The organism is Streptomyces sp. GS7 (assembly GCF_009834125.1).
Lineage (GTDB): Bacteria > Actinomycetota > Actinomycetes > Streptomycetales > Streptomycetaceae > Streptomyces.
On the sequence record NZ_CP047146.1, the window covers coordinates 2,946,224 to 2,970,681 of the forward strand.

The 24,458-nt window shown below is 71.8% G+C and carries 23 protein-coding genes; 22 read left to right on the top strand and 1 reads right to left on the bottom strand.

Features of this window, described 5'->3' with window-relative positions:
- The first annotated feature begins 118 nt into the window (after positions 1–118).
- The 8 genes from aroC to nusB all read left to right on the top strand — a co-directional run bounded on the left by aroC (position 119) and on the right by nusB (position 6,769).
- Positions 119–1,303, top strand: a complete 1,185-nt coding sequence (gene aroC / locus GR130_RS12755; protein WP_159504835.1) for a chorismate synthase — start codon at positions 119–121, stop codon at positions 1,301–1,303.
- The gene (locus tag GR130_RS12760) at positions 1,300–1,854 is read left to right on the top strand and encodes a shikimate kinase (RefSeq protein ID WP_159504836.1); all 555 of its coding nucleotides are present in this window, start codon (positions 1,300–1,302) and stop codon (positions 1,852–1,854) included. Before aroC ends, GR130_RS12760 begins: the two co-directional genes overlap by 4 nt.
- Positions 1,851–2,942 (top strand): 3-dehydroquinate synthase, encoded by a 1,092-nt coding sequence (gene aroB, locus GR130_RS12765; protein WP_159504837.1) that lies wholly within the window; start codon positions 1,851–1,853, stop codon positions 2,940–2,942. The genes GR130_RS12760 and aroB overlap by 4 nt, the downstream gene beginning before the upstream one ends.
- A gap of 5 nt (positions 2,943–2,947) precedes the next feature.
- On the top strand, positions 2,948–3,388 hold the full coding sequence (gene aroQ / locus GR130_RS12770) for a type II 3-dehydroquinate dehydratase (protein ID WP_159509930.1): 441 nt from the start codon (positions 2,948–2,950) through the stop codon (positions 3,386–3,388).
- A gap of 235 nt (positions 3,389–3,623) precedes the next feature.
- The gene (locus GR130_RS12775) at positions 3,624–4,517 is read left to right on the top strand and encodes a Pro-rich N-terminal domain-containing protein (protein WP_159504838.1); all 894 of its coding nucleotides are present in this window, start codon (positions 3,624–3,626) and stop codon (positions 4,515–4,517) included.
- A gap of 75 nt (positions 4,518–4,592) precedes the next feature.
- A complete protein-coding gene (locus tag GR130_RS12780) occupies positions 4,593–5,699 on the top strand; it encodes an aminopeptidase P family protein (RefSeq protein WP_159504839.1) in 1,107 nt (368 codons plus the stop codon).
- 66 nt (positions 5,700–5,765) lie between these two features.
- Entirely contained in the window at positions 5,766–6,332 is a 567-nt protein-coding gene (efp, locus tag GR130_RS12785; RefSeq protein ID WP_159504840.1) for an elongation factor P, read from the top strand.
- A 2-nt stretch (positions 6,333–6,334) separates the two neighbouring features.
- Positions 6,335–6,769, top strand: a complete 435-nt coding sequence (nusB, locus tag GR130_RS12790) for a transcription antitermination factor NusB (protein WP_159504841.1) — start codon at positions 6,335–6,337, stop codon at positions 6,767–6,769.
- A gap of 182 nt (positions 6,770–6,951) precedes the next feature.
- On the opposite strand, the gene bldD is transcribed toward nusB, so the two are convergent.
- Positions 6,952–7,452, bottom strand: a complete 501-nt coding sequence (gene bldD, locus GR130_RS12795; protein ID WP_018539834.1) for a transcriptional regulator BldD — start codon at positions 7,450–7,452, stop codon at positions 6,952–6,954.
- Positions 7,453–7,674: 222 nt separating this feature from the next.
- Here bldD and pyrR point away from each other — a divergent pair, with 222 nt between their 5' ends.
- From pyrR to GR130_RS12865, 14 genes are all read left to right on the top strand, one after another.
- Entirely contained in the window at positions 7,675–8,313 is a 639-nt protein-coding gene (gene pyrR, locus GR130_RS12800; protein WP_159504842.1) for a bifunctional pyr operon transcriptional regulator/uracil phosphoribosyltransferase PyrR, read from the top strand.
- Between the two features lie 93 nt (positions 8,314–8,406).
- Entirely contained in the window at positions 8,407–9,384 is a 978-nt protein-coding gene (locus GR130_RS12805; RefSeq protein WP_159504843.1) for an aspartate carbamoyltransferase catalytic subunit, read from the top strand.
- A 5-nt stretch (positions 9,385–9,389) separates the two neighbouring features.
- On the top strand, positions 9,390–10,685 hold the full coding sequence (locus tag GR130_RS12810) for a dihydroorotase (RefSeq protein WP_159504844.1): 1,296 nt from the start codon (positions 9,390–9,392) through the stop codon (positions 10,683–10,685).
- Positions 10,682–11,269 (top strand): PH-like domain-containing protein, encoded by a 588-nt coding sequence (locus GR130_RS12815; protein ID WP_159504845.1) that lies wholly within the window; start codon positions 10,682–10,684, stop codon positions 11,267–11,269. The genes GR130_RS12810 and GR130_RS12815 overlap by 4 nt, the downstream gene beginning before the upstream one ends.
- On the top strand, positions 11,266–12,408 hold the full coding sequence (gene carA / locus GR130_RS12820; protein ID WP_159504846.1) for a glutamine-hydrolyzing carbamoyl-phosphate synthase small subunit: 1,143 nt from the start codon (positions 11,266–11,268) through the stop codon (positions 12,406–12,408). The genes GR130_RS12815 and carA overlap by 4 nt, the downstream gene beginning before the upstream one ends.
- On the top strand, positions 12,401–15,712 hold the full coding sequence (gene carB / locus GR130_RS12825; protein ID WP_159504847.1) for a carbamoyl-phosphate synthase large subunit: 3,312 nt from the start codon (positions 12,401–12,403) through the stop codon (positions 15,710–15,712). The genes carA and carB overlap by 8 nt, the downstream gene beginning before the upstream one ends.
- A gap of 79 nt (positions 15,713–15,791) precedes the next feature.
- Positions 15,792–16,901 carry a quinone-dependent dihydroorotate dehydrogenase gene (locus GR130_RS12830; RefSeq protein WP_159504848.1) on the top strand — a complete coding sequence of 370 codons (1,110 nt, stop codon included), beginning with the start codon at positions 15,792–15,794 and terminating at the stop codon, positions 16,899–16,901.
- On the top strand, positions 16,898–17,740 hold the full coding sequence (gene pyrF / locus GR130_RS12835) for an orotidine-5'-phosphate decarboxylase (protein ID WP_159504849.1): 843 nt from the start codon (positions 16,898–16,900) through the stop codon (positions 17,738–17,740). The genes GR130_RS12830 and pyrF overlap by 4 nt, the downstream gene beginning before the upstream one ends.
- A gap of 205 nt (positions 17,741–17,945) precedes the next feature.
- Entirely contained in the window at positions 17,946–18,269 is a 324-nt protein-coding gene (locus GR130_RS12840) for an integration host factor (protein WP_043263484.1), read from the top strand.
- Positions 18,270–18,306: 37 nt separating this feature from the next.
- The gene (gene gmk / locus GR130_RS12845) at positions 18,307–18,927 is read left to right on the top strand and encodes a guanylate kinase (protein ID WP_159504850.1); all 621 of its coding nucleotides are present in this window, start codon (positions 18,307–18,309) and stop codon (positions 18,925–18,927) included.
- 94 nt (positions 18,928–19,021) lie between these two features.
- Positions 19,022–19,297, top strand: coding sequence for a DNA-directed RNA polymerase subunit omega (gene rpoZ / locus GR130_RS12850; protein WP_159504851.1), 276 nt, complete (start codon positions 19,022–19,024; stop codon positions 19,295–19,297).
- Between the two features lie 83 nt (positions 19,298–19,380).
- Positions 19,381–20,652 (top strand): bifunctional phosphopantothenoylcysteine decarboxylase/phosphopantothenate--cysteine ligase CoaBC, encoded by a 1,272-nt coding sequence (coaBC, locus tag GR130_RS12855; protein ID WP_443043595.1) that lies wholly within the window; start codon positions 19,381–19,383, stop codon positions 20,650–20,652.
- A 283-nt stretch (positions 20,653–20,935) separates the two neighbouring features.
- Complete coding sequence (metK, locus tag GR130_RS12860) at positions 20,936–22,144, top strand: methionine adenosyltransferase (protein ID WP_159504852.1); 1,209 nt, start codon at positions 20,936–20,938, stop codon at positions 22,142–22,144.
- 114 nt (positions 22,145–22,258) lie between these two features.
- Complete coding sequence (locus tag GR130_RS12865; RefSeq protein WP_159504853.1) at positions 22,259–24,388, top strand: primosomal protein N'; 2,130 nt, start codon at positions 22,259–22,261, stop codon at positions 24,386–24,388.
- Positions 24,389–24,458: the final 70 nt, after the last annotated feature.

Sequence of the window (24,458 nt, forward strand, 5' to 3'; positions counted from 1 at the left end):
TGCCCCGCGCCCCGGTCCGCAGCGTGGACGGCGCGCCGCCCGGCCCGCGCGACGTGGGAGGATCAGGGGGAAGACCGTACGCGGATGAGCAGCACATGAGCAGTACTGAGGAGCACCGTTGAGCAGGTTGCGCTGGCTGACGGCGGGGGAGTCGCACGGCCCCGCACTCGTGGCGACGCTGGAGGGCCTTCCGGCCGGGGTCCCGATCACCACGGAGCTGGTGGCGGACGCGCTGGCCCGCCGCCGGCTGGGCTATGGCCGCGGTGCCCGCATGAAGTTCGAACGGGACGAGATCACGTTCCTGGGCGGGGTGCGGCACGGCCGCTCGCTGGGCTCCCCGGTGGCGATCATGGTCGGCAACACCGAGTGGCCCAAGTGGGAGCAGGTGATGGCCGCCGACCCGGTCGACGAGAACGAACTGGCCGAGCTGGCCCGCAACGCCCCGCTGACCCGCCCCCGCCCCGGCCACGCCGACCTCGCCGGTATGCAGAAGTACGGCTTCGACGAGGCCCGCCCGATCCTGGAGCGGGCCTCCGCCCGGGAGACCGCGGCCCGGGTCGCGCTGGGCGCGGTCGCCCGCTCCTTCCTGAAGGAGACGGCCGGTATCGAGATCGTCTCGCATGTCGTCGAGCTGGCCGCCGCCAAGGCCCCGTACGGCGTCTACCCCGAGCCCTCCGACGTCGAGAAGCTGGACGCCGACCCGGTGCGCTGCCTGGACGCGGACGCCAGCAAGGCGATGGTCGCGGAGATCGACCAGGCCCACAAGGACGGCGACACCCTCGGCGGCGTGGTCGAGGTACTGGCGTACGGCGTGCCGGTCGGCCTCGGTTCGCACGTCCACTGGGACCGGCGGCTGGACGCCCGGCTGGCCGCCGCCCTGATGGGCATCCAGGCCATCAAGGGCGTCGAGGTCGGCGACGGCTTCGACCTGGCGCGGGTGCCCGGTTCGAAGGCGCACGACGAGATCGTGGCCACCGAAGACGGCATCAAGCGCACCTCGGGCCGCTCCGGTGGCACCGAGGGCGGGCTGACCACCGGTGAACTGCTGCGCGTGCGCGCCGCGATGAAGCCGATCGCGACGGTGCCGCGGGCGCTGGCGACGATCGACGTCGCCACCGGCGAGGCGGCCAAGGCGCACCACCAGCGCTCCGACGTCTGCGCGGTGCCGGCCGCCGGCATCGTGGCCGAGGCGATGGTGGCGCTGGTGCTGGCGGACGCGGTGGTGGAGAAGTTCGGCGGCGACAGCGTGCCGGAGACCCGCCGCAACGTCCGGAGCTACCTCGACAACCTGGCGATCAAGTGACCGCGCCCGTCGTCGTACTGGTCGGCCCGCCCGGGGCCGGCAAGTCCACCGTGGGCGCGCTGCTGGCCGGCCGGCTGGGCGTCGGCTACCGGGACACCGACGCCGACATCGTCGCCACCGCCGGCAAGCCCATCGCCGAGATCTTCATCGACGACGGCGAGCCGCACTTCCGCGAGCTGGAGCGGGAGGCGGTCCGTACGGCCCTGGGCGCCCATCCCGGAGTGCTCTCGCTCGGGGGCGGGGCGATCATGGACGACGGCACCCGGAAGCTGCTGACCGGGCTGCCGGTCGTCTTCCTGGACGTCGAACTGGCCGACGCCGTCAAGCGGGTGGGCCTGGACGCGCCGCGCCCGCTGCTCGCGGTCAATCCGCGCAAGCAGTGGCGCGAGCTGATGGAGCGGCGCCGCCCGCTGTACACCGAGGTCGCGCGCGCCGTGATCGCCACGGGGGAGCGCACCCCCGAGGACGTCGCCGACGCGATCGTGGACGCTTTGGAGCTACGGCCGGCCGCGGATGCCGCGCGGCCCGCCGGCAGGGAGGAACAGGCATGACGGAGCAGGCCACCCGCATCCAGGTCGGCGGTACCGCCGGCACCGACCCGTACGAGGTCCTCGTCGGGCGGCAGTTGCTGGGCGAACTCCCCGGACTGATCGGCACCGCGGCCAAGCGCGTCGCCGTGCTGCACCCCGAGGCGCTGGCCGCCACGGGCGAGGCGCTGCGCGAGGACCTGGCCGGCCAGGGCTACGACGCGATCGCCATCCAGCTGCCGAACGCCGAGGAGTCCAAGACCGCCGAGGTCGCCGCGTACTGCTGGAAGGCGCTCGGGCAGACCGGTTTCACCCGTACCGACGTGATCGTCGGCGTCGGCGGCGGCGCCACCACCGACCTGGCCGGCTTCGTCGCCGCGACCTGGCTGCGCGGGGTGCGCTGGATCGCCGTACCGACCACCGTCCTGGGCATGGTGGACGCGGCGGTCGGCGGCAAGACCGGCATCAACACCGCCGAGGGCAAGAACCTCGTCGGCGCCTTCCACCCGCCGGCCGGGGTGCTCTGCGACCTGGCCGCACTGGACTCCCTGCCGGTCAACGACTACGTCTCCGGACTGGCCGAGGTCATCAAGGCCGGCTTCATCGCCGACCCGGCGATCCTCCAACTGATCGAGTCGGACCCGGAAGGTGCCAAGCGCCCCGACGGCCCGCACACCGCCGAGCTCATCGAGCGGGCGATCCGGGTCAAGGCCGAGGTGGTCTCCGCGGACCTCAAGGAGTCCGGGCTGCGCGAGATCCTCAACTACGGCCACACCCTGGCGCACGCCATCGAGAAGAACGAGCGCTACAACTGGCGGCACGGCGCCGCGGTCTCCGTCGGTATGGTCTTCGCCGCCGAACTCGGCCGGATCGCGGGCCGGTTGGACGATGCCACCGCCGACCGGCACCGCGCCGTCCTGGCCTCCGTCGGACTACCGCTGACCTACCGCGGCGACCAGTGGCCCAAGCTGCTGGAGACCATGCGGGTCGACAAGAAGTCCCGCGGCGACCGGCTGCGCTTCATCGTCCTGGACGGCCTGGCCAAGCCGACCGTCCTGGAGGGCCCGGACCCGGCCATGCTGCTCGCCGCGCACGCCGAGATCGCGGCGTGAGCCCGGTGAGCCGCCGCGTGCTGGTCCTCAACGGCCCCAACCTCGGCCGGCTGGGCTCCCGCGAGCCCGACGTCTACGGCGCCACCTCCTACGCCGGGCTGGTCGCCGAGTGCGCCCGGCTCGGCGCGGAGCTGGGCTTCGAGGCCGAGGTGCGGGAGACCAACGACGAGGGCGAGATGGTCCGTTGGCTGCACGAGGCCGCCGATGGATCGATTCCGGTCATCATCAATCCCGGTGCCTTCACGCACTATTCGTACGCGATGCGGGACGCCGCCGCCCAGCGCACCGCCCCGCTCATCGAGGTGCACATCTCGAACCCGTACGCCCGCGAGGAATTCCGCCACAATTCGGTCATCGCGGCCGTCGCCAGCGGCACCGTCGCGGGTTTCGGTATCGGTTCGTACCGTCTCGCGCTCCGCGCGCTGGCCGAGGAACTCTCCGGCTGACACACCGGCTTCGGTCATCCTCCCTGCCCTCGGCCGTTCATTCGACGGAAGCCGGGGGTAGGGACCCTTCCGGGCGGCCGCCGGGAAGGTACGGTTCACAGCAGCACCACCCACCACCAGCGGTGGGGCACCAACGGCCCTTCCGGGCCGGTCGGTTACCGCACGGCGCACCGGGCAGCCACGCCCGGCGCCGCGCACCGCACCACGTCGACCGCACGAGACGGAGAGCCACCGGATGCAGTACGCAGTGGGGGCCCCGCTGCCGCCGCCCCGCGGGCCGCTTCACACCCCCGGGGCCACCATGAGCTGGACACCCCACCCCGGGCAGCCCCTCCCGCCCGGCCCACCGCCCGCCCCCGCGGGTCCGCCGCCCGCCGCCCCGCCGGCTCCTGCGCCGGCCCCCGCACCGCCCGTGCACGGCGCCCCCGGGCCGGGCTGGCCCGCCCCCGCACCGCACCAGGCTCCGCCCACCCAGCACAGCACCGACATCACCGGCCATATCCAGCTGCCCCCGGGCGCCCCGGTCCCGCTGCCCAGCCCGTCCGCCGGCACCGCCGCACCGGACGCCGCGCACGCCGCCGTCGCGGTGCTGCTGATCGGCCCGGCCGGCGCCGGCAAGACCAGCGTCGCGCGCCACTGGGCCGACACCCGGCGGGTGCCGACCGCGCACATCAGCCTGGACGACGTCCGTGAATGGGTCCGGTCCGGTTTCGCCGATCCGCAGTCGGGATGGAACGACAACTCCGAGGCGCAGTACCGCCTCGCCCGCCGCACCTGCGGCTTCGCGGCCCGCAACTTCCTCGCCAACGGCATCTCCTGCATCCTCGACGACGCGGTCTTCCCGGACCGCCCGGTCGTCGGCCTCGGTGGCTGGAAACGCCATGTGGGCCCCGGCCTGCTGCCGATCGTGCTGCTCCCGGGGCTGGAGATCGTCCTGGAGCGGAACGCCCGGCGCAGCGGCAACCGCCGGCTCTCCGACGAGGAGGTGGCCCGGATCCACGGCCGGATGGCCGGCTGGTACGGCTCCGGGCTGCCGATCATCGACAACTCCCAGCACGACGTCGCCACCACCGCCGGGATGCTCGACGACGTCGTCGCCCGCAGTATCGCCAGCCCGCCCAGCTGGTAGTCCGCGGCCGGTACCCGGTCCCCCGGGCGGCCGTCTCGAACGGCCGCCCGGGGAGTGCGGTCGTACGCTGGCGATATGTCCGAGTTGTACGCGGTTCGACGCACGCGGCTGCGCGACCGCTGCGCCGCAACCGGAAGCTGTGCCGCCCTGATCTCGCGCCCCGCGAACGTCCGCTACCTCACCGGCTGCACACCCCCCGGTGCGGCGCTGCTGCTGGGGCCCGGCGATGACGTACTGCTCTGCGGCAGACCGCTGAGCGGCGACCCCTCCGAAGGGCGTCCCTCCGACGACGTACGGATCTCGGTGCTGCCCAGCCGCGGCGGCGATCCCGTCGTGGCCGCCGCGGACCTGGCCGCCAAACAGGGCGTCCGCACCCTCGCCGTCGAGGAGCACCACCTCACCGTCTCCCGCCACCGGGCGCTCGCGCAGGTCGCCCCGCAGATGCGGCTCACCGATCTGGCCTGCGCCGTCGAGGCGCAGCGACTGGTCAAGGACGACGACGAGATCGCCTGCCTGCGGATCGCCGCCGAGATCAGCGACCAGGCCCTGGGCGAACTCCTGGAGTCGATCCTGGTCGGCCGGACCGAGCGGCATCTCGCGCTCGAACTGGAGCGCCGCCTGGTCGACCACGGCGCCGACGGCCCGGCATTCGCGACCTCCGTCGCGACCGGCCCGAACTCCGGCCGCGCCCGGCACCTGCCCACCGACCGCAGGGTGGAGGAGGGCGACTTCCTGACCGTCGGCCTGGGCGCGAACTACCGCGGCTACCGCTGCGAGATCGGCCGCACCTTCGTCATCGGCACCACCCCGGCGGACTGGCAGATCGAGCTGTACGATCTGGTCTTCGCCGCCCAGAAGGCGGGCCGGGAGGCGCTGGCGCCGGGTGTGGAGTGCCGCGAGGTGGACCGGGTGACCCGTCATCTGCTGGAGACGGCGGGGCACGGCGAGGGGCTCGGACCGTGGACCGGGCACGGCGTGGGACTCGAAATCGACGAGGACCCTCAGTTGGCACCTGCAGCCATGGGTAAACTGGACGCTTGCGTGCCGGTCACCGTCGAGCCGGGGGTTCACATCCCGGGCCGTGGGGGTGTCCGGATCGACGACACCCTCGTCGTCCGCCCCGAGGCGGACGGCGGACCCGAGCTACTCACGATCACGACCAAGGAGCTGCTCGCCCTGTGAGCCCGCGGGCTCGCTGCGCGCGGCTTCGAGGTTTCCACCACCTGTAGTCCAGGAGATTCCGCAACCGTGGCTTCCACGAACGACCTCAAGAACGGCATGGTGCTCAAGCTCGAAGGCGGCCAGCTCTGGTCCGTCGTCGAGTTCCAGCACGTCAAGCCCGGTAAGGGCCCGGCCTTCGTCCGCACCAAGCTCAAGCACGTGCTCTCCGGCAAGGTGGTGGACAAGACCTTCAACGCCGGCACCAAGGTCGAGACGGCGACCGTCGACAAGCGGGGCATGCAGTTCTCGTACATGGACGGCGACTACTTCGTCTTCATGGACATGGACACCTACGACCAGCTGCACGTCGACCGCAAGGCCGTCGGCGACGCCGCCAACTTCCTGATCGAGGGCTTCGAGGCCGTCGTCGCGCAGAACGAGGGCCAGGTGCTCTACGTCGAGCTGCCGGCCGCCGTCGAGCTGGTCATCCAGGAGACCGAGCCGGGCGTCCAGGGCGACCGCTCCACCGGCGGCACCAAGCCCGCCACGCTGGAGACCGGCTACGAGATCCAGGTCCCGCTCTTCATCACCACCGGTGAGAAGATCAAGGTCGACACCCGTACCGGCGACTACCTCGGCCGGGTGAACAGCTAACCGTGGCTGCCCGTACCAAGGCCCGTAAGCGCGCCTTCCAGATCCTCTTCGAGGCCGACCAGCGCGGTGCCGATGTGCAGTCCGTGCTCGCGGACTGGATGCGTCACGCCCGGACCGATCCTCGGCAGCCGCCGGTGAACGAGTACACCCTGGAGCTGGTCGAGGGCTACGCCGAGCATGTCGCACGCATCGACGAGCTGATCTCCACCTACGCCGTCGACTGGGACCTGGACCGGATGCCGGCGGCCGACCGCTCGATCCTGCGGCTCGGCGCCTACGAACTGCTCTGGGTGGACGGCACGCCGGACGCGGTGGCGATCGACGAGGCCGTGCAGCTCGCCAAGGAGTTCTCCACGGACGACTCCCCGGCCTTCGTCAACGGCCTGCTGGGCCGTCTCAAGGAGCTGAAGCCGGGACTGCGGCGCGAGACGCGCTAGCGGCCGGCTGAGCCTCACGACGGGCCCGGAGCGATGAAACCATCGCTCCGGGCCCGTCGCATGCCCGTACGGCGCCGTTCACGCCGTCCGCGCCGGCTGCTGCCCCGCAGACGACGACCGCCGCCCCGGGAGAACCCGGAGCGGCGGTACGTTTCTGCGTGTGAAGCGTGGGGCAGAGGTGGTCAGATCTCCTCGTGCTGCACGGCGCGGCGCGCGTCCGCGTCGAGCACACCCCAGCTGATCAGCTGCTCGGTGAGCACCGAGGGCGACTGGTCGTAGATCACCGCGAGGGTGCGGAGATCGTCCTGTCTGATCGAGAGGACCTTGCCGTTGTAGTCGCCGCGCTGGCTCTGGATGGTGGCGGCGTAGCGCTGGAGCGGGCCGGCCTTCTCCTGCGGGACATGGGCGAGGCGCTCCAGGTCCAGCACCAGCTTCGGCGGCGGCTCGGCAGCGCCGCCGGGCGTCGTGCCCGGGAGCAGCTCCTGCACCGGGACGCCGTAGAAGTCCGCCAGCTCGGCGAGGCGCTGCACGGTCACGGCACGGTCGCCGCGCTCGTAGGACCCCACCACCACGGCCTTCCAGCGGCCCTGGGACTTCTCCTCGACGCCGTGGAGAGAGAGGCCCTGCTGGGTACGGATGGCGCGGAGCTTGGCCCCGAGCTGTTTGGCGTATTCGCTGGACATAAAGCTCCCCAGACGGCTATATGGACATGCGGCTCCGCCGCGTGGCTGGTAACTCACTGTGAGGTTACGCAGCGTAATCTGACTTCGTCAAGCCGAATGGGGCAGACCATCACCCGTCAGGGGGGTGCGCCGCCCCTGACGGGCCTCCTGATAGCCTGAACAACGTAATTCCGACGTCCTTTAAAGTCCGTCCCGTGAGGCGGAGAAGGAGGTCCGTTTCGTATGGACGCAAGAAGTTCCGACACGAGTGTTCAGCTTCCCGCGCGGCCGGTGCTCGAAGGCCCGGACATCGCGCGGATGCTCACCCGCATCGCCCACGAGATCGTCGAGCGCGCCAAGGGCGCGGACGACGTGGTGCTGCTGGGGATCCCCACCCGCGGCGTCTTCCTCGCCCGGCGGCTGGCCGCCAAGCTTGAGGAGATCACCGGCCGCGCCATCCCGGTGGGCTCGCTCGACATCACGATGTACCGCGACGATCTGCGGCTGGGCCCGGCCCGCGCGCTGGCCCGTACGGACATCCCCGCCGACGGCATCGAGGGCCGGGTCGTCCTCCTCGTCGACGACGTGCTCTTCTCCGGGCGCACCATCCGCGCCGCGCTCGACGCACTGGGCGACATCGGGCGCCCGCGCGCCGTCCAGCTCGCGGTGCTGGTCGACCGAGGCCACCGCGAACTGCCGATCCGTGCCGACTACGTAGGCAAGAACCTCCCCACGTCGCTGCGGGAGACGGTCAAGGTCCAGCTCACCGAGGAGGACGGCCGGGACGCCGTGCTGCTCGGCCTGCGCTCCGCTTCGCTCCGCCTCGGCTCTTCGACCGAGTCCTCGGAAGCCGAGCACAACACCCCGGCCGGCGAGCGCTAGCGCACCGCGTACGGACCCGGTGACCCCGGGCCCGCACCCGTGCCCGCTCCACGGACATTCCCGTACACCTCCCTCACCACCGGAGAAAACCGGATGAAGCGCCACCTCATCTCGGCCGCCGATCTCACGCGGGACGACGCCGTGCTGATCCTCGACACCGCCGAGGAAATGGCCCGGGTCGTCGACCGGCCGATCAAGAAACTGCCCACCCTGCGCGGACGGACGGTCTGCAACCTCTTCTTCGAGGACTCGACCCGGACCCGGATCTCGTTCGAGGCCGCCGAGAAGCGGCTGTCCGCGGACGTCATCAACTTCGCCGCCAAGGGGTCCAGCGTCTCCAAGGGCGAGTCCCTCAAGGACACCGCCCAGACCCTGGAGGCGATGGGCGTCGACGCCGTGGTCATCCGCCACAGCGCCTCCGGCGCCCCCTACCGGCTCGCCACCTCCGGCTGGATCGACGCCCCCGTCATCAACGCCGGCGACGGCACCCACCAGCACCCCACCCAGGCGCTGCTCGACGCCTTCACCATGCGCCGCCGGCTCATCGGCCCGGACGCCGGGCTCGGCCAGGACCTCGGCGGCAAGCGCGTCACCATCGTCGGCGATGTGCTGCACAGCCGCGTCGCGCGCTCCAACGTCGACCTGCTGCACACCCTCGGCGCCGAGGTCACCCTCGTCGCACCTCCCACCCTGGTGCCGGTCGGCGTCGAGACCTGGCCGTGCGAGGTGTCGTACGACCTCGACAGCGTGCTGCCGAAGTCCGACGCCGTGATGATGCTGCGGGTGCAGCGCGAGCGCATGAACGCCGCGTTCTTCCCGACCGAGCGCGAGTACGCGCGCCGCTACGGCCTGGACGGCGACCGGATGGCGCGGATGCCCGGGAGCGCCATCGTGATGCACCCCGGCCCGATGGTCCGCGGCATGGAGATCACCGCCGAGGTCGCCGACTCCGACCGCTGCACGGTCGTCGAGCAGGTGGCCAACGGCGTGTCCATCCGCATGGCCGTCCTGTACCTGCTGCTGGGCGGCAACGAGCCCGCCGTCACGAACCCCCGTACCGAGGAGAAGTAAGAGACATGAGCAAGATTCTGATCCGCGGTGCGAAGGTGCTCGGCGGCGAGCCGCAGGACGTCGTGATCACGGACGGGACCATCACGGCGGTCGGTACCGATCTGACCGTCTCCAGCGCCGAGGGCGCCCAGGTCATCGAGGCCGCCGGCAAGATCCTGCTGCCGGGCCTCGTCGACCTGCACACCCATCTGCGCGAGCCCGGCCGGGAGGACTCCGAGACCGTGCTGACCGGCACGCGGGCCGCCGCCTCCGGCGGCTACACGGCCGTGTTCGCCATGGCCAACACCTTCCCCGTCGCCGACACCGCCGGCGTCGTCGAGCAGGTCTACCGGCTCGGCAAGGAGCACGGCTACTGCGACGTGCAGCCCATCGGCGCCGTCACCGTCGGCCTGGAGGGCAGGAAGCTCGCCGAGCTGGGCGCCATGCACGAGTCCGCGGCCGGTGTCACCGTCTTCTCCGACGACGGCAAGTGCGTCGACGACGCCGTGATCATGCGCCGTGCCCTGGAGTACGTGAAGGCGTTCGGCGGGGTCGTCGCGCAGCACGCCCAGGAGCCGCGGCTGACCGAGGGCGCCCAGATGAACGAGGGCGTCGTCTCGGCCGAGCTGGGGCTGGGCGGCTGGCCCGCGGTCGCCGAGGAGTCGATCATCGCCCGCGATGTGCTGCTCGCCGAGCACGTCGGGTCCCGGGTGCACATCTGCCACCTGTCGACCGCCGGCAGCGTCGAGATCGTGCGCTGGGCCAAGTCCCGCGGCATCGACGTGACGGCCGAGGTCACCCCGCACCACCTGCTGCTCACCGACGAGATGGTGCGCACCTACAACCCCGTCTACAAGGTCAACCCGCCGCTGCGCACCGAGCGCGACGTCATGGCGCTGCGCGAGGCCCTCGCCGACGGCACCATCGACATCGTCGCCACCGACCACGCCCCGCACCCCCACGAGGACAAGGACTGCGAGTGGGCCGCGGCCGCCATGGGCATGGTGGGCCTGGAGACCGCGCTGTCCGTCGTCCAGCAGACGATGGTGGAGACCGGCCTGCTCACCTGGGCGGACGTCGCGGACCGGATGTCCTTCGCACCGGCCCGGATCGGCCGCGCCGCCGGCCACGGCCGCCCCATCTCGGCAGGCGAGCCCGCCAACCTCACGCTGGTCGATTCCGCTTACCGTGGAGAGGTGGACCCCGCGGGCTTCGCCTCCCGCAGCCGCAACACCCCCTACGAGGGCCGTGAGCTGCCGGGGCGCGTCACCCACACCTTCCTGCGGGGCCGCGCAACGGTCGTCGACGGGAAGCTGGCGTGACTCCTCCACTCATCCATCTGGCCGCAGCGCCGCACTCCGCCCCGGTCACCGACTGGGCCGCGCGGATCGCCTGGGTCGTCGGGCTCCTGGTCTTCGTCGCCTTCGTCTACTGGCTGATGCGCCAGGGCTGGAAGTGGCGCGGCACCCTCCAGGGCGATCTGCCCGAGCTGCCCACGGCGCCCGACGACGCGGGCGAGCCTCGGCTGGCCCTCAGCGGCCGCTACCACGGCTCGACCACCGCCGGGCAGTGGCTCGACCGGATCGTCGCCCGCGGCCTGGGCACCCGCAGCCGCGTCGAGCTGACCCTGACCGACCGGGGTCTGGGCGTCGTACGGCCGGGGGCCGAGGACTTCTTCGTCCCGACCGCCGCCCTGCGCGGCGCCCGCCTGGACAAGGGCATCGCCGGCAAGGTCCTGACCGAAGGCGGCCTGCTGGTCGTCACGTGGGAGCACGGCGACAAGCAGATCGACTCCGGCTTCCGCTCCGACCGGGCCGGCGAGCACCCGGCCTGGGTCGAGGCCATCAACCAGCTCAGCAGCAGCCAGCACACCACCGAGCACACCGAAACGGAAGGCGCACGATGACGACCTCCACCAAGGGGACCGCCAAAATCCCCGCCGTACTCGTCCTGGAGGACGGCCGCACGTTCCGCGGCCGTGCCTACGGGGCCGTGGGGGAGACCTTCGGCGAGGCGGTGTTCTCCACCGGCATGACCGGCTATCAGGAGACGCTGACCGACCCCTCGTACCACCGCCAGGTCGTCATCATGACCGCCCCCCACGTCGGCAACACCGGGGTGAACGACGAGGATCCGGAGTCCGCGCGGATCTGGGTCTCCGGCTACGTCGTCCGCGACCCCGCCCGCGTGCCGTCCAACTGGCGCTCCCGGCGCTCCCTCGACGAGGAGCTGCGCCACCAGGGCGTCGTCGGCATCAGCGGTATCGACACCCGTGCGCTCACCCGCCATCTGCGCGAGCGCGGCGCGATGCGGGTCGGCATCTTCTCCGGCAACGCGCTGCCCGACGCGGGCACGATGCTCGCCGAGGTGCGCCAGGCCCCCGAGATGCAGGGCGCGGACCTCTCCGCCCAGGTCGCCACCAAGGAGCCGTACGTCGTCCCGGCGATCGGTGCGAAGAAGTTCACCGTCGCCGCCGTCGACCTCGGCATCAAGGGCATGACCCCGCACCGGATGGCCGAGCGCGGCATCGAGGTGCACGTCCTGCCGGCCACCGCCACCGCCGAGGACGTCTACGCGGTCGACCCCGACGGCGTGTTCTTCTCCAACGGGCCGGGCGACCCGGCCACCGCCGACCACCCGGTCTCCGTGATGCGCGAGGTGCTCTCCCGCAGGACCCCGCTGTTCGGCATCTGCTTCGGCAACCAGATCCTGGGCCGGGCGCTGGGCTTCGGCACGTACAAGCTCAAGTACGGGCACCGCGGCATCAACCAGCCCGTCCAGGACCGTACGACGGGCAAGGTCGAGGTGACCGCGCACAACCACGGGTTCGCCGTGGACGCGCCGCTCGACAAGGTCTCCGACACCCCCTTCGGCCGCGCCGAGGTCTCCCACGTCTGCCTCAACGACAACGTGGTGGAGGGGCTCCAGCTCCTCGACCAGCCGGCCTTCAGCGTCCAGTACCACCCCGAAGCAGCCGCGGGTCCGCACGACGCCGCGTACCTCTTCGACCGCTTCGTTTCCCTGATGGAGGGCCAGCGTGCCTAAGCGCACCGATATCCAGTCCGTCCTGGTCATCGGCTCCGGCCCGATCGTCATCGGCCAGGCCGCCGAATTCGACTACTCCGGAACCCAGGCATGCCGGGTCCTCAAGTCCGAGGGCCTGCGCGTCATCCTGGTGAACTCCAACCCGGCCACGATCATGACCGACCCGGAGATCGCCGACGCGACGTACGTCGAGCCGATCACCCCGGACTTCGTCGAGAAGATCATCGCCAAGGAGCGCCCGGACGCCCTGCTGCCCACCCTGGGCGGCCAGACGGCGCTCAACACCGCCATCTCGCTGCACGAGGCCGGCACCCTCGACAAGTACGGCGTCGAGCTGATCGGCGCCAACGTCGAGGCGATCCACAAGGGCGAGGACCGCGACCTGTTCAAGGACGTCGTCGCCGCGGTCAACGCCAAGATCGGCCACGGCGAGTCCGCCCGCTCGGTCATCTGCCACTCCATGGACGACGTCCTCAAGGGCGTCGACGAGCTCGGCGGTTACCCGGTCGTCGTCCGCCCCTCGTTCACCATGGGCGGTGCCGGCTCCGGCTTCGCGCACGACGAGGAGGAGCTGCGCCGGATCGCCGGCCAGGGCCTGACGCTCTCGCCGACCACCGAGGTGCTCCTGGAGGAGTCCATCCTCGGCTGGAAGGAGTACGAGCTGGAGCTGATGCGCGACAAGCACGACAACGTCGTGGTCGTCTGCTCCATCGAGAACTTCGACCCCATGGGCGTGCACACCGGCGACTCGATCACCGTCGCGCCGGCGATGACGCTCACCGACCGCGAGTACCAGATCCTGCGCGACATCGGCATCGCGGTGATCCGCGAGGTCGGCGTGGACACCGGCGGCTGCAACATCCAGTTCGCGGTCAACCCCGAGGACGGCCGGGTCATCGTCATCGAGATGAACCCCCGGGTCTCCCGCTCCTCCGCGCTGGCTTCCAAGGCCACCGGCTTCCCGATCGCGAAGATCGCCGCCCGGCTCGCCGTCGGCTACACCCTCGACGAGATCCCCAACGACATCACCGAGCAGACCCCGGCCTCCTTCGAGCCGACCCTCGACTACGTCGTCGTGAAGGTCCCGCGGTTCGCCTTCGAGAAGTTCCCGGCCGCCGACGCCACCCTCACCACGACCATGAAGTCGGTCGGCGAGGCGATGGCCATCGGCCGCAACTTCACCGAGGCGCTCCAGAAGGCGCTGCGCTCGCTGGAGAAGAAGGGCAGCCAGTTCGCTTTCACCGGCGCGCCCGGTGACAAGGCGGAGCTGCTGGAGCTGGCCCAGGTCCCGACCGACGGCCGGATCAACACCGTGATGCAGGCGATCCGGGCCGGCGCCACCCCGCAGGAGGTCTTCGACGCCACGAAGATCGACCCGTGGTTCGTCGACCAGCTCTTCCTCGTCAAGGAGATCGCCGACGAGATCGCCGCGGTCGACAAGCTCGGCCCGGACATCCTTGCGGACGCAAAGCGCCACGGCTTCTCCGACGCCCAGATCGCGGACATCCGCGGCCTGCGCGAGGACGTCGTCCGCGAGGTCCGCCACGCCCTCGGCGTCCGGCCCGTCTACAAGACGGTCGACACCTGCGCGGCCGAGTTCGCGGCGAAGACCCCGTACTTCTACTCGTCCTACGACGAGGAGACCGAGGTCGCCCCGCGCGAGAAGCCGGCCGTGATCATCCTCGGCTCCGGTCCCAACCGCATCGGCCAGGGCATCGAGTTCGACTACTCCTGCGTCCACGCCTCCTTCGCGCTCAGCGACGCCGGCTACGAGACCGTGATGGTCAACTGCAACCCGGAGACCGTCTCCACCGACTACGACACCTCCGACCGGCTCTACTTCGAGCCGCTCACCCTGGAGGACGTCCTGGAGATCGTGCACGCCGAGACCCAGGCCGGCCCGGTCGCCGGCGTCGTCGTCCAGCTCGGCGGGCAGACCCCGCTGGGCCTGGCACAGGCGCTCAAGGACAACGGCGTCCCGATCGTCGGCACCTCGCCGGAGGCCATCGACCTGGCCGAGGAGCGCGGCGCGTTCGGCCGGGTGCTGACCGAGGCCGGGCTGCCGGCCCCCAAGTACGGCACCGCCTTCTCCTTCGCCGAGGCCAAGACGATCGCCGCCGAGATCGGCTTCCCGGTCATGGTCCGGCCCTCGTACGTGCTCGGCGGCCGGGGCATGGAGATCGTCTACGACGAGCCGTCGCTGGCCGAGTACCTGGAGCGGCACGCCGGCCTGATCGACCGGCACCCGGTCCTCATCGACCGGTTCCTCGACGACGCCATCGAGATCGACGTCGACGCGCTCTACGACGGCCACGAGCTCTACCTCGGCGGCGTCATGGAGCACATCGAGGAGGCCGGCATCCACTCCGGCGACTCCGCCTGCGCGCTGCCCCCGATCACCCTCGGCGGCTTCGACATCAAGCGGCTGCGGGCCTCAACGGAGGCCATCGCCAAGGGAGTCGGGGTCCGCGGGCTGATCAACATCCAGTTCGCGATGGCCGGCGACATCCTCTACGTCCTCGAAGCCAACCCGCGCGCCTCGCGCACCGTCCCCTTCACCTCGAAGGCCACCGCGGTGCCGCTGGCCAAGGCCGCCGCCCGGATCTCGCTGGGCGCCACCATCGCCGAGCTGCGCGCCGAGGGCATGCTGCCCAGGACCGGCGACGGCGGCACCCTGCCGCTGGACGCGCCGATCTCCGTCAAGGAAGCCGTCATGCCCTGGTCGCGGTTCCGCGACATCCACGGCCGCGGCGTGGACACCGTCCTCGGCCCGGAGATGCGCTCCACCGGCGAGGTCATGGGCATCGACTCGGTCTTCGGGACCGCGTACGCCAAGTCGCAGTCCGGCGCCTACGGGGCGCTGCCCACCAAGGGCCGCGCGTTCGTCTCCGTCGCCAACCGCGACAAGCGCTCGATGATCTTCCCGGCCCGTGAGCTGGTCGCCCACGGCTTCGAGCTGCTGGCCACCTCCGGCACCGCCGAGGTGCTGCGCCGCAACGGCATCAAGGCCACCGTGGTGCGCAAGCAGTCCGAGGGCGAGGGTCCCAACGGCGAGAAGACCATCGTCCAGCTGATCCACGACGGGGAGGTCGACCTGATCGTCAACACCCCCTACGGGACGGGCGGCCGGCTCGACGGCTACGACATCCGCACCGCGTCCGTCGCCCGCGGCATCCCCTGCCTGACAACGGTCCAGGCGCTGGCCGCGGCCGTACAGGGCATCGAGGCGATGTCCCGCGGCGACGTCGGGGTGCGCTCCCTCCAGGAGCACGCGCGACATCTGACCGCGGCCCGCGAGGAGTAGGCCCGGGAGGGGGACACCACGGCGGTGTCCCCCTCTTCATGAGCCCACCCGAAACCACCCGCGGAAGGCCCGCCCCACCATGTACCGCCTGTTCTTCCAGCTGTTCTTCCAGCGCATGGACCCCGAGAAGGCCCACCACCTGGCCTTCGGCTGGATCCGCCTGGCCGCCCGTGTACCCGTGCTGCGCACCTTCGTCGCGGCCGCCCTCGCCCCCCGTTACAAGGAGCTGCGTACCGAGGCCCTGGGCCGCCGGATGCACGGCCCCTTCGGCCTGGCCGCCGGCTTCGACAAGAACGCCGTGGCCATCGACGGGATGACCATGCTCGGCTTCGACCACGTCGAGATCGGCACCGTCACCGCCCAGCCGCAGCCCGGCAATCCGAAGAAGCGGCTGTTCCGGCTGGTGCCGGACCGCGCCCTGATCAACCGGATGGGCTTCAACAACGAGGGCTCGGCGGCCGTCGCGGCCCGCCTGGCCGCCCGGAACCCGGTGTTCCGGACCACCGTCGGCGTCAACATCGGCAAGACCAAGGTCGTCCCGGAAGCCGAGGCGACCGCCGACTACGTCACCTCCACCGAGCGGCTGGCCCGGTACGCCGACTACCTCGTCGTCAACGTCTCCTCCCCGAACACGCCCGGACTGCGCAACCTCCAGGCCGTCGACCACCTGCGCCCGCTGCTGACCGCGGTCCGCGAGGCCGCCGACCGCACGGTCACCGGCCGCCGGGTCCCGCTCCTGGTGAAGATTGCCCCGGACCTGGCCGACGCGGACATCGACGCGGTCGCCGACCTCGCCGTCGAGCTGGGCCTGGACGGCATCATCGCCACCAACACCACCATCGCCCGCGAGGGCCTGGGGCTGACCTCCGACCCGAAGCTGATCGCCGAGACCGGCGGCCTCTCCGGCGCCCCCGTCAAGGAGCGCTCCCTGGAGGTGCTGCGCCGCCTGTACGCCCGGGTCGGCGACCGGATCACCCTCATCGGGGTCGGCGGCATCGAGACCGCCGAGGACGCGTGGCAGCGGATCCTCGCCGGTGCCACCCTCGTCCAGGGCTACAGCGCCTTCATCTACGAGGGCCCGTTCTGGTGCCGCGCGATCCACAAGGGTCTGGCCGCGCGCCTGCGCAACAGCCCGTACGCCACCCTCGCCGACGCGGTCGGCGCCGAGCACAAGAAGGTGACCTCATGACGGCCCGCCCCGAGCCCTTCGGCGCCCGCCTCCGCCGCGCCATGGACGAGCGCGGCCCGCTCTGCGTCGGCATCGACCCGCACGCCTCGCTGCTGGCCGACTGGGGCCTGAACGACGATGTCGCGGGCCTGGCCCGCTTCACCCGCACCGTCGTGGAGGCGCTGGGCGAGCAGGTCGCCGTCTTCAAGCCGCAGTCCGCGTTCTTCGAGCGCTTCGGCTCGCGCGGCGTCGCCGTCCTGGAGACCGCGGTCGAGGAGGCGCGCGAGCGCGGCGCGCTGATCCTCATGGACGCCAAGCGCGGCGACATCGGCTCCACGATGAGCGCCTACGCCGAGGCGTTCCTGCGCACGGACTCGCCGCTGTTCTCGGACGCGCTGACCGTCTCCCCGTACCTGGGCTACGGCTCGCTGCGGCCGGCCGTCGAGCTGGCGCGGGAGAGCGGCGCCGGGCTGTTCGTGCTCGGACTCACCTCGAACCCGGAGGGCGCGGAGGTGCAGCGGGCGGTGCGCGAGGACGGCCGCACCGTCGCCGCCACGATGCTCGGCCACCTCGCCGCGGACAACGCCGGGCAGGCTCCTCTGGGGTCGTTCGGCGCGGTCGTCGGGGCCACCCTCGGCGATCTCTCCTCGTTCGATCTGGCGATCAACGGGCCGCTGCTGGCCCCCGGCATCGGAGCGCAGGGCGCCACCCCCGCCGACCTGCCCACCGTCTTCGGCGACACGGTCCGCAACGTGGTGCCGAGTGTCAGCCGGGGGGTGCTGCGGCACGGTCCGGACACCGCGGCGCTGCGCGCGGCGGCGGCCCGTTTCGCCGACGAAGTGCGGACAGCGGTCGGATAAGGCGGTCATTTGGTCCCGAAATGTCCTGGTCAGCAGAGTCTGACCAGGACTTTTCGTCTGTTCTCGCTGACTCCGGCGCGATCGGCCGCTAGTCTCCGTCGAGAGCACTGCACGTAAGCGCGTTGCTCGTTGCTCCGCTCATGCGGGGCGACTAGGTTCCACACCGGTCCGTATCCGACAGTTCGACATCCGAGGTGACGTAGGCGTGGCTCTTCCGCCCCTTACCCCTGAACAGCGCGCTGCCGCGCTCGAAAAGGCCGCCGCGGCTCGCCGGGAGCGCGCCGAGGTCAAGAATCGGCTCAAGCACTCCGGTGCCTCCCTCCATGAGGTCATCAAGCAGGGTCAGGAGAACGACGTCATCGGCAAGATGAAGGTCTCCGCCCTGCTGGAGTCCCTGCCCGGCGTCGGCAAGGTCCGCGCCAAGCAGATCATGGAGCGGCTCGGCATCTCCGAGAGCCGCCGTGTACGCGGCCTCGGCTCCAACCAGATCGCATCTCTGGAGCGCGAGTTCGGCAGCCCCGCTTCCTGATTTTCCGGCACCGCCCGGAAGCTGGAATAATCGCTGCATGAGTTCTGCAGTCTCCCGGGGGATGGCCCCCGTCCCCCCGGCCAGACAACCGCGGCTGACCGTGCTCTCCGGCCCCTCGGGGGTCGGCAAGAGCACGGTCGTCGCGCATATGCGCAAGGTCCACCCCGAGGTCTGGCTCTCGGTTTCGGCCACCACCCGCAAACCGCGCCCCGGGGAGCGCCACGGCGTCCAGTATTTCTTCGTCGACAACGAGGAATTCGACAAGCTGGTCGCCAATGGCGAGCTGCTGGAATGGGCCGAATTCGCGGGCAACCGCTACGGCACCCCCCGCAAGGCGGTGCTGGACCGGCTGGAGTCCGGGGAGCCCGTCCTGCTGGAGATCGACCTGCAGGGCGCCCGCCAGGTCCGCGAGTCCATGGCCGATGCCCACCTGGTCTTCCTGGCCCCGCCGAGCTGGGAGGAGCTGGTGCGCCGGCTCACCGGCCGCGGCACCGAGGCGCCCGAGGTCATCGAGCGCCGGCTGGAGGCCGCCAGGATCGAGCTGGCTGCGGAGAAGGAGTTCGATGTGACCCTTGTCAACACCTCCGTCGAGGACGTCAGCCGTGAGCTGCTAGCCTTGATGCTGCGTCGATCTGGGGACCGGGACGCCAGCAGCTGACCCGACTCCGATCCCGGCGCCGCGGATTTTCCGTTTCAGCATTCTCAGCGTGTCCACGCTGCCACCTGCTTCATCCCCTTTCGGAAGGTAGAGAGTGTCCTCTTCCATCACCGCACCCGAGGGCATCATCAACCCGCCCATTGATGAGCTTCTCGAGGCCACCGACTCGAAGTACAGCCTCGTGATCTACGCCGCCAAGCGCGCGCGCCAGATCAACGCGTACTACTCCCAGCTCGGCGAGGGCCTGCTGGAGTACGTCGGCCCGCTGGTCGACACGCACGTCCACGAGAAGCCGCTGTCGATCGCGCTCCGCGAGATCAACGCGGGTCTGCTGACCTCCGAGTCCGTCGAGGGCCCGGCCACCCAGTAAGCGGTGGCGCAGATTCCTCATCGAGGGCCCGGCAGAGCGTCTGCCGGGCCCTTGGTGTGTCATTAGGACATACGGTGCGCGTCATGCGTTCGGACCGAGGCTCGGGGAGCGGCGAAGCGATGGAGAAGCGGGAGCGGGAGCGGCCGAGGGTCGTCCTGGGGGTCAGCGGTGGGATCGCCGCGTACAAGGCGTGCGAGCTGCTGCGGCAGTTCACCGAGTCCGGCCACGACGTACGGGTCGTGCCGACGGCCGCGTCGCTGCACTTCATCGGCGAGGCCACCTGGGCCGCGCTCTCCGGCAACCCGGCCTCCGCGGAGGTCTGGGAGTCCGTCCACGAGGTCCCGCACGTCCGCATCGGGCAGCGCGCCGACCTCGTGGTGGTCGCCCCGGCCACCGCCGACATGCTCGCCAAGGCCGCCCACGGCATCGCCGACGACCTGCTGACCAACACCCTCCTCACCGCCCGCTGCCCGGTGGTCTTCGCGCCCGCGATGCACACCGAGATGTGGGAGAACCCGGCCACCCAGGAGAACGTCGCCACGCTGCGGCGACGCGGCGCGATCGTCATCGAGCCCGCGGTCGGCCGGCTGACCGGCGTCGACACCGGCAAGGGCCGGTTCCCCGACCCCGTCGAGATCTTCCAGCTCTGTCGCCAGGTGCTGGCCCGCGGCGCCCAGGGCCTCCCGCAGGACCTCGCCGGCCGCCATGTCGTGGTCAGCGCGGGCGGCACCCGGGAGCCGCTGGACCCCGTGCGCTACCTGGGCAACCGCTCTTCCGGCAAGCAGGGCTACGCGCTCGCCCGTACGGCCGCGGCCCGCGGTGCGCGGGTCACCCTCGTCGCGGGCAACACCGAACTGCCCGATCCGGCCGGCGTCGACGTGATCCACATCGGCACCGCCGGGCAGCTGCGCGAGTCCGTGCTGAAGGCCGCGGCGGACGCCGACGCGGTGGTGATGGCCGCCGCCGTCGCGGACTTCCGGCCCGCCGTCTACGCCCCCGGCAAGATCAAGAAGCGGGAGGGCCAGGAGCCGGAACCCGTCACCCTGGTACGGAATCCGGACATCCTCGCCGAGCTCTCCGCCGACCGGGCCCGCCCCGGCCAGCTGGTCGTCGGCTTCGCCGCGGAGACCGACGACGTCCTGGCCAACGGCCGCGCCAAGCTCGCCCGCAAGGGCTGCGATCTGCTCGTCGTCAACGAGGTCGGCGAGCACAAGGCGTTCGGCTCGGCCGAGAACGAGGCCGTGATCCTGGCCACGGACGGCACCGAGACGCCCGTCCCGTACGGCCCGAAGGAAGCCCTCGCCGACACCCTCTGGGACCTGGTCGCCCCCCGGATGGCGGGCCCCGGCCGCTGACCCGGGGGAGCCGTAGGGGGCGCGCCACCGCCCTGGAGGGGTCCCCCCTAATTACTCCCACCGGCCCCGCAAAATTCGGCATGTCCTCTTGACCCGACCGATTCTCGAGGTGATCGTCACTACCGTGTGGCGTGGTGTCCCAGGTCACGGGGGTTCCATAAATCGAGACTGCGTGCCCGTGCGCCACATACGACCCGTAAACTGGCAGTGGATTCGGCCGAGCGCAGCTCTCGGCCCTTCCGCCAATGATCAGCCAGCAGCCGCTGCAACCCCAGGGAGCGATGTGTCCCGCCGCCTGTTCACCTCGGAGTCCGTCACCGAGGGCCACCCCGACAAGATCGCTGACCAGATCAGCGACACCATCCTCGACGCACTCCTCAAGGAAGACCCGACGTCCCGGGTCGCCGTGGAGACGTTGATCACCACCGGCCTGGTGCACGTGGCCGGCGAGGTGACCACCAAGGCGTACGCCGACATCCCCAACCTCGTCCGCAACAAGATCCTGGACATCGGCTACGACTCGTCCAAGAAGGGCTTCGACGGCGCCTCCTGCGGCGTCTCGGTGTCCATCGGCGCGCAGTCACCCGACATCGCCCAGGGTGTCGACACCGCCTACGAGAACCGCGTCGAGGGCGATGACGACGAGCTGGACCGGCAGGGCGCGGGCGACCAGGGCCTGATGTTCGGTTTCGCCTGCGACGAGACCCCCGAGCTGATGCCGCTCCCGATCTACCTGGCGCACCGGCTCTCCCGCCGCCTGTCGGAGGTCCGCAAGAACGGGACCATCCCCTACCTGCGCCCCGACGGCAAGACCCAGGTCACCATCGAGTACGACGGCAACAAGGCCGTCCGCCTCGACACCGTGGTCGTCTCCTCGCAGCACGCCTCGGACATCGACCTGGACTCGCTCCTGGCGCCCGACATCCGCGAGTTCGTCGTCGAGCACGTCCTGAACCAGCTGGTCGAGGACGGCATCAAGCTGGACACCGACGGCTACCGCCTGTTGGTCAACCCGACCGGCCGCTTCGAGATCGGCGGCCCGATGGGCGACGCCGGCCTGACCGGCCGCAAGATCATCATCGACACCTACGGCGGCATGGCCCGCCACGGCGGCGGCGCCTTCTCGGGCAAGGACCCGTCCAAGGTCGACCGCTCCGCCGCGTACGCCATGCGCTACGTCGCCAAGAACGTCGTCGCCGCGGGCCTCGCCTCGCGCTGCGAGGTCCAGGTCGCCTACGCCATCGGCAAGGCCGAGCCGGTCGGTCTCTTCGTCGAGACCTTCGGCACCGCCAGCGTCGACACCGACAAGATCGAGCAGGCCATCGCCGAGGTCTTCGACCTCCGTCCCGCCGCGATCATCCGCGACCTCGACCTGCTCCGCCCGATCTACGCCCAGACCGCCGCCTACGGCCACTTCGGCCGTGAGCTGGAGGACTTCACCTGGGAGCGCACCGACCGCGTCGACGCGCTCCGCAAGGCCGCGGGGCTGTAAGCCTCCGCGCCGCCAGGGCTCGTGACCGACGGCCCCGAACCACATGGTGGTTCGGGGCCGTCGGCGATCCACAGCCTCCGCCCGCTGTCGGACCCGTCTGCTAAGACTGATGCTGTGAGCAGGGAGAACGGACGGACGGAGCCGGGTGGGGGGGAGCAGCTGGCCCTTATCCGCGAGGCGGTGCGGGAGACGAAGGGAGAGCGGGCCAGGCCGCGGACGTGGCGGGGGGCCGAGCTGGCGGCCGGGTTGCCGGTGGCCCGGGTGCTGGTCGACAAGGGGCTGGTGCATCTCGACCGGTTCTTCGACTATGCGGTGCCGGCCGCGATGGACGCCGAGGCGCAGCCCGGGGTGCGGGTGCGGGTGCGGTTCGGGGCGGGGGAGAAGGGCGGCCGCAGGGAGGGCGGCAAGCTCGTCAGCGGGTTCATCGTGGAGCGGGTGGCGGAGAGTGGGTTCCGGGGGGTGCTGGCGCCGATCGCGCAGGTGCTGTCGCCGGAGCGGGTGCTGACACCGCAGTTGCTGGCGCTGTGCCGGTCGGTCGCGGACCGCTATGCCGGGTCGCTGGCGGATGTGGTGCAGCTGGCGGTGCCGCCCCGCCGGGCACGGGCCGAGGCGAAGCCGTCCGCTGCGCCGCTGCCGCCCAACGAACCGCCGGAGCCCGGGAGTTGGACGCGATACGGCGCCGGTGCCGGGTTCCTGGCGGCGCTTGCGCGGGGGGACGCGCCGCGGGCGGTGTGGACGGCGCTGCCGGGGGCGACCTGGCCGCAGGAGCTGGCGCGGGCCGCCGCCGCGGCGCTGGCCGGCGGGCGCGGGGCGCTGGTGGTGGTGCCGGACGGGCGGGCCGCGGCCCGGGTGGACGCGGCACTGGAGGAGTTGATCGGAGCGGGCCGCCATGTGCTGCTGACCGCGGATACCGGGCCCGAGGAGCGGTATCGGCGGTGGCTGGCGGTCAGCCGGGGGTCGGTCCGCGCGGTGGTCGGGACGCGGGCGGCGATGTTCGCGCCGGTCGCCGATCCCGGGCTGGTCGCCCTGTGGGACGACGGGGACGCGAGCCACAGCGATCCGCACGCTCCCCAGCCGCATGCCCGGGAGGTGCTGATCCAGCGGTCGGTGAGCGAGCGGGCCGGGTTTCTGCTGGGCGGGCTGAGCTGCACGGTCGAGGCGGCGCAGCTGGTGGAGACGGGCTGGGCCCGGCCGCTGACCGCCGACCGCGAGCAGGTGCGCGCCGCGGCTCCGCTGGTGCGTACGGTCGGCGACGGCGACGAGGCCAGGGACGCGGCGGCGCGGGCCGCCCGGCTGCCGACGATGGCGTGGCAGGTGGTCCGCGAGGGACTGAAGCAGGGGCCGGTGCTGGTGCAGGTGCCGCGGCGCGGCTATGCGCCCCGGCTGGCGTGCGAGCGGTGCCGGACCCCCGCCCGCTGCCGGGCGTGCGCCGGTCCCCTGGAGGCGCGTGCGGCCGGCGAGCTGGGCTGTGCCTGGTGCGGCCGGGAGGAGCCGGACTGGCACTGCGCCGAGTGCGGAGGGGCCCGGCTGCGGGCGCAGATCGTGGGCGCACGGCGTACGGCCGAGGAGCTGGGCCGGGCGTTCCCCGCGGTGCCGGTGCGCACGTCGGGGCGGGACCATGTGCTGGCGTCGGTGCCGGGGGTGCCCGCGCTGGTGGTGAGCACGCCGGGGGCCGAGCCGGTGGCCGAGGGCTCGGGGTATGCCGCCGCACTGCTGCTGGACGGCTGGGCGCTGCTGGGCCGGCCGGATCTCCGGGCGGGGGAGGAGGCGTTGCGCCGCTGGCTGGGGGCCGCCGCGCTGGTCCGGGGACAGGCCGAGGGCGGCACGGTCGCGGTGATCGCGGAGCCGACGCTGCGGCCGGTTCAGGCGCTGGTGCGCTGGGATCCGGTCGGCCATGCGGTCCGCGAGCTGGCCGAGCGGGCGGAGCTGGGGTTCCCGCCGGTGTCGCGGATGGCGTCGGTGGCGGGCCGCGCCGAGGACGTCGCCGGTCTGCTGCGGTCGGCCGAACTCCCCGCGGGGGCCGAGGTGTTGGGCCCCGTGCCGCTCCCGGTGCCGGATCCCGGGCGCCCCCGGGGGCCGGGGGATCCGCCGCCCGGCGAGGCGTGGGAGCGGGCGCTCGTGCGGGTCCGGCCGGGCCAGGGGACGGCGCTGGCCGCGGCGCTGAAGGCCGCCCGCGCGGCGCGCCTGGTCAAGCGGGAGGGCGAGCCGGTGCGGGTGCGGATCGATCCGCCCGATCTCGGGTGAGGCGGGTGCCCGCGAACGGTGCCGCCCCGGGACCGAAGTCGGCAGGCGGTCCCGGGGCGTTGGCAAGCGT

Excerpts from the sequence above, each read along its gene's own strand:
- GR130_RS12805 (WP_159504843.1), top strand. The coding sequence starts at position 8,407 with ATGAAGCGCCACCTCATCTCGGCCGCCGATCTCACGCGGGACGACGCC.
- carA (WP_159504846.1), top strand. The coding sequence starts at position 11,266 with ATGACGACCTCCACCAAGGGGACCGCCAAAATCCCCGCCGTACTCGTC.
- GR130_RS12775 (WP_159504838.1), top strand. The coding sequence starts at position 3,624 with ATGCAGTACGCAGTGGGGGCCCCGCTGCCGCCGCCCCGCGGGCCGCTT.
- pyrF (WP_159504849.1), top strand. The coding sequence starts at position 16,898 with ATGACGGCCCGCCCCGAGCCCTTCGGCGCCCGCCTCCGCCGCGCCATG.
- coaBC (WP_443043595.1), top strand. The coding sequence starts at position 19,381 with ATGCGTTCGGACCGAGGCTCGGGGAGCGGCGAAGCGATGGAGAAGCGG.
- GR130_RS12830 (WP_159504848.1), top strand. The coding sequence starts at position 15,792 with ATGTACCGCCTGTTCTTCCAGCTGTTCTTCCAGCGCATGGACCCCGAG.
- aroB (WP_159504837.1), top strand. The coding sequence starts at position 1,851 with ATGACGGAGCAGGCCACCCGCATCCAGGTCGGCGGTACCGCCGGCACC.
- gmk (WP_159504850.1), top strand. The coding sequence starts at position 18,307 with ATGAGTTCTGCAGTCTCCCGGGGGATGGCCCCCGTCCCCCCGGCCAGA.
- pyrR (WP_159504842.1), top strand. The coding sequence starts at position 7,675 with ATGGACGCAAGAAGTTCCGACACGAGTGTTCAGCTTCCCGCGCGGCCG.
- bldD (WP_018539834.1), bottom strand. The coding sequence starts at position 7,452 with ATGTCCAGCGAATACGCCAAACAGCTCGGGGCCAAGCTCCGCGCCATC.
- GR130_RS12810 (WP_159504844.1), top strand. The coding sequence starts at position 9,390 with ATGAGCAAGATTCTGATCCGCGGTGCGAAGGTGCTCGGCGGCGAGCCG.
- GR130_RS12780 (WP_159504839.1), top strand. The coding sequence starts at position 4,593 with ATGTCCGAGTTGTACGCGGTTCGACGCACGCGGCTGCGCGACCGCTGC.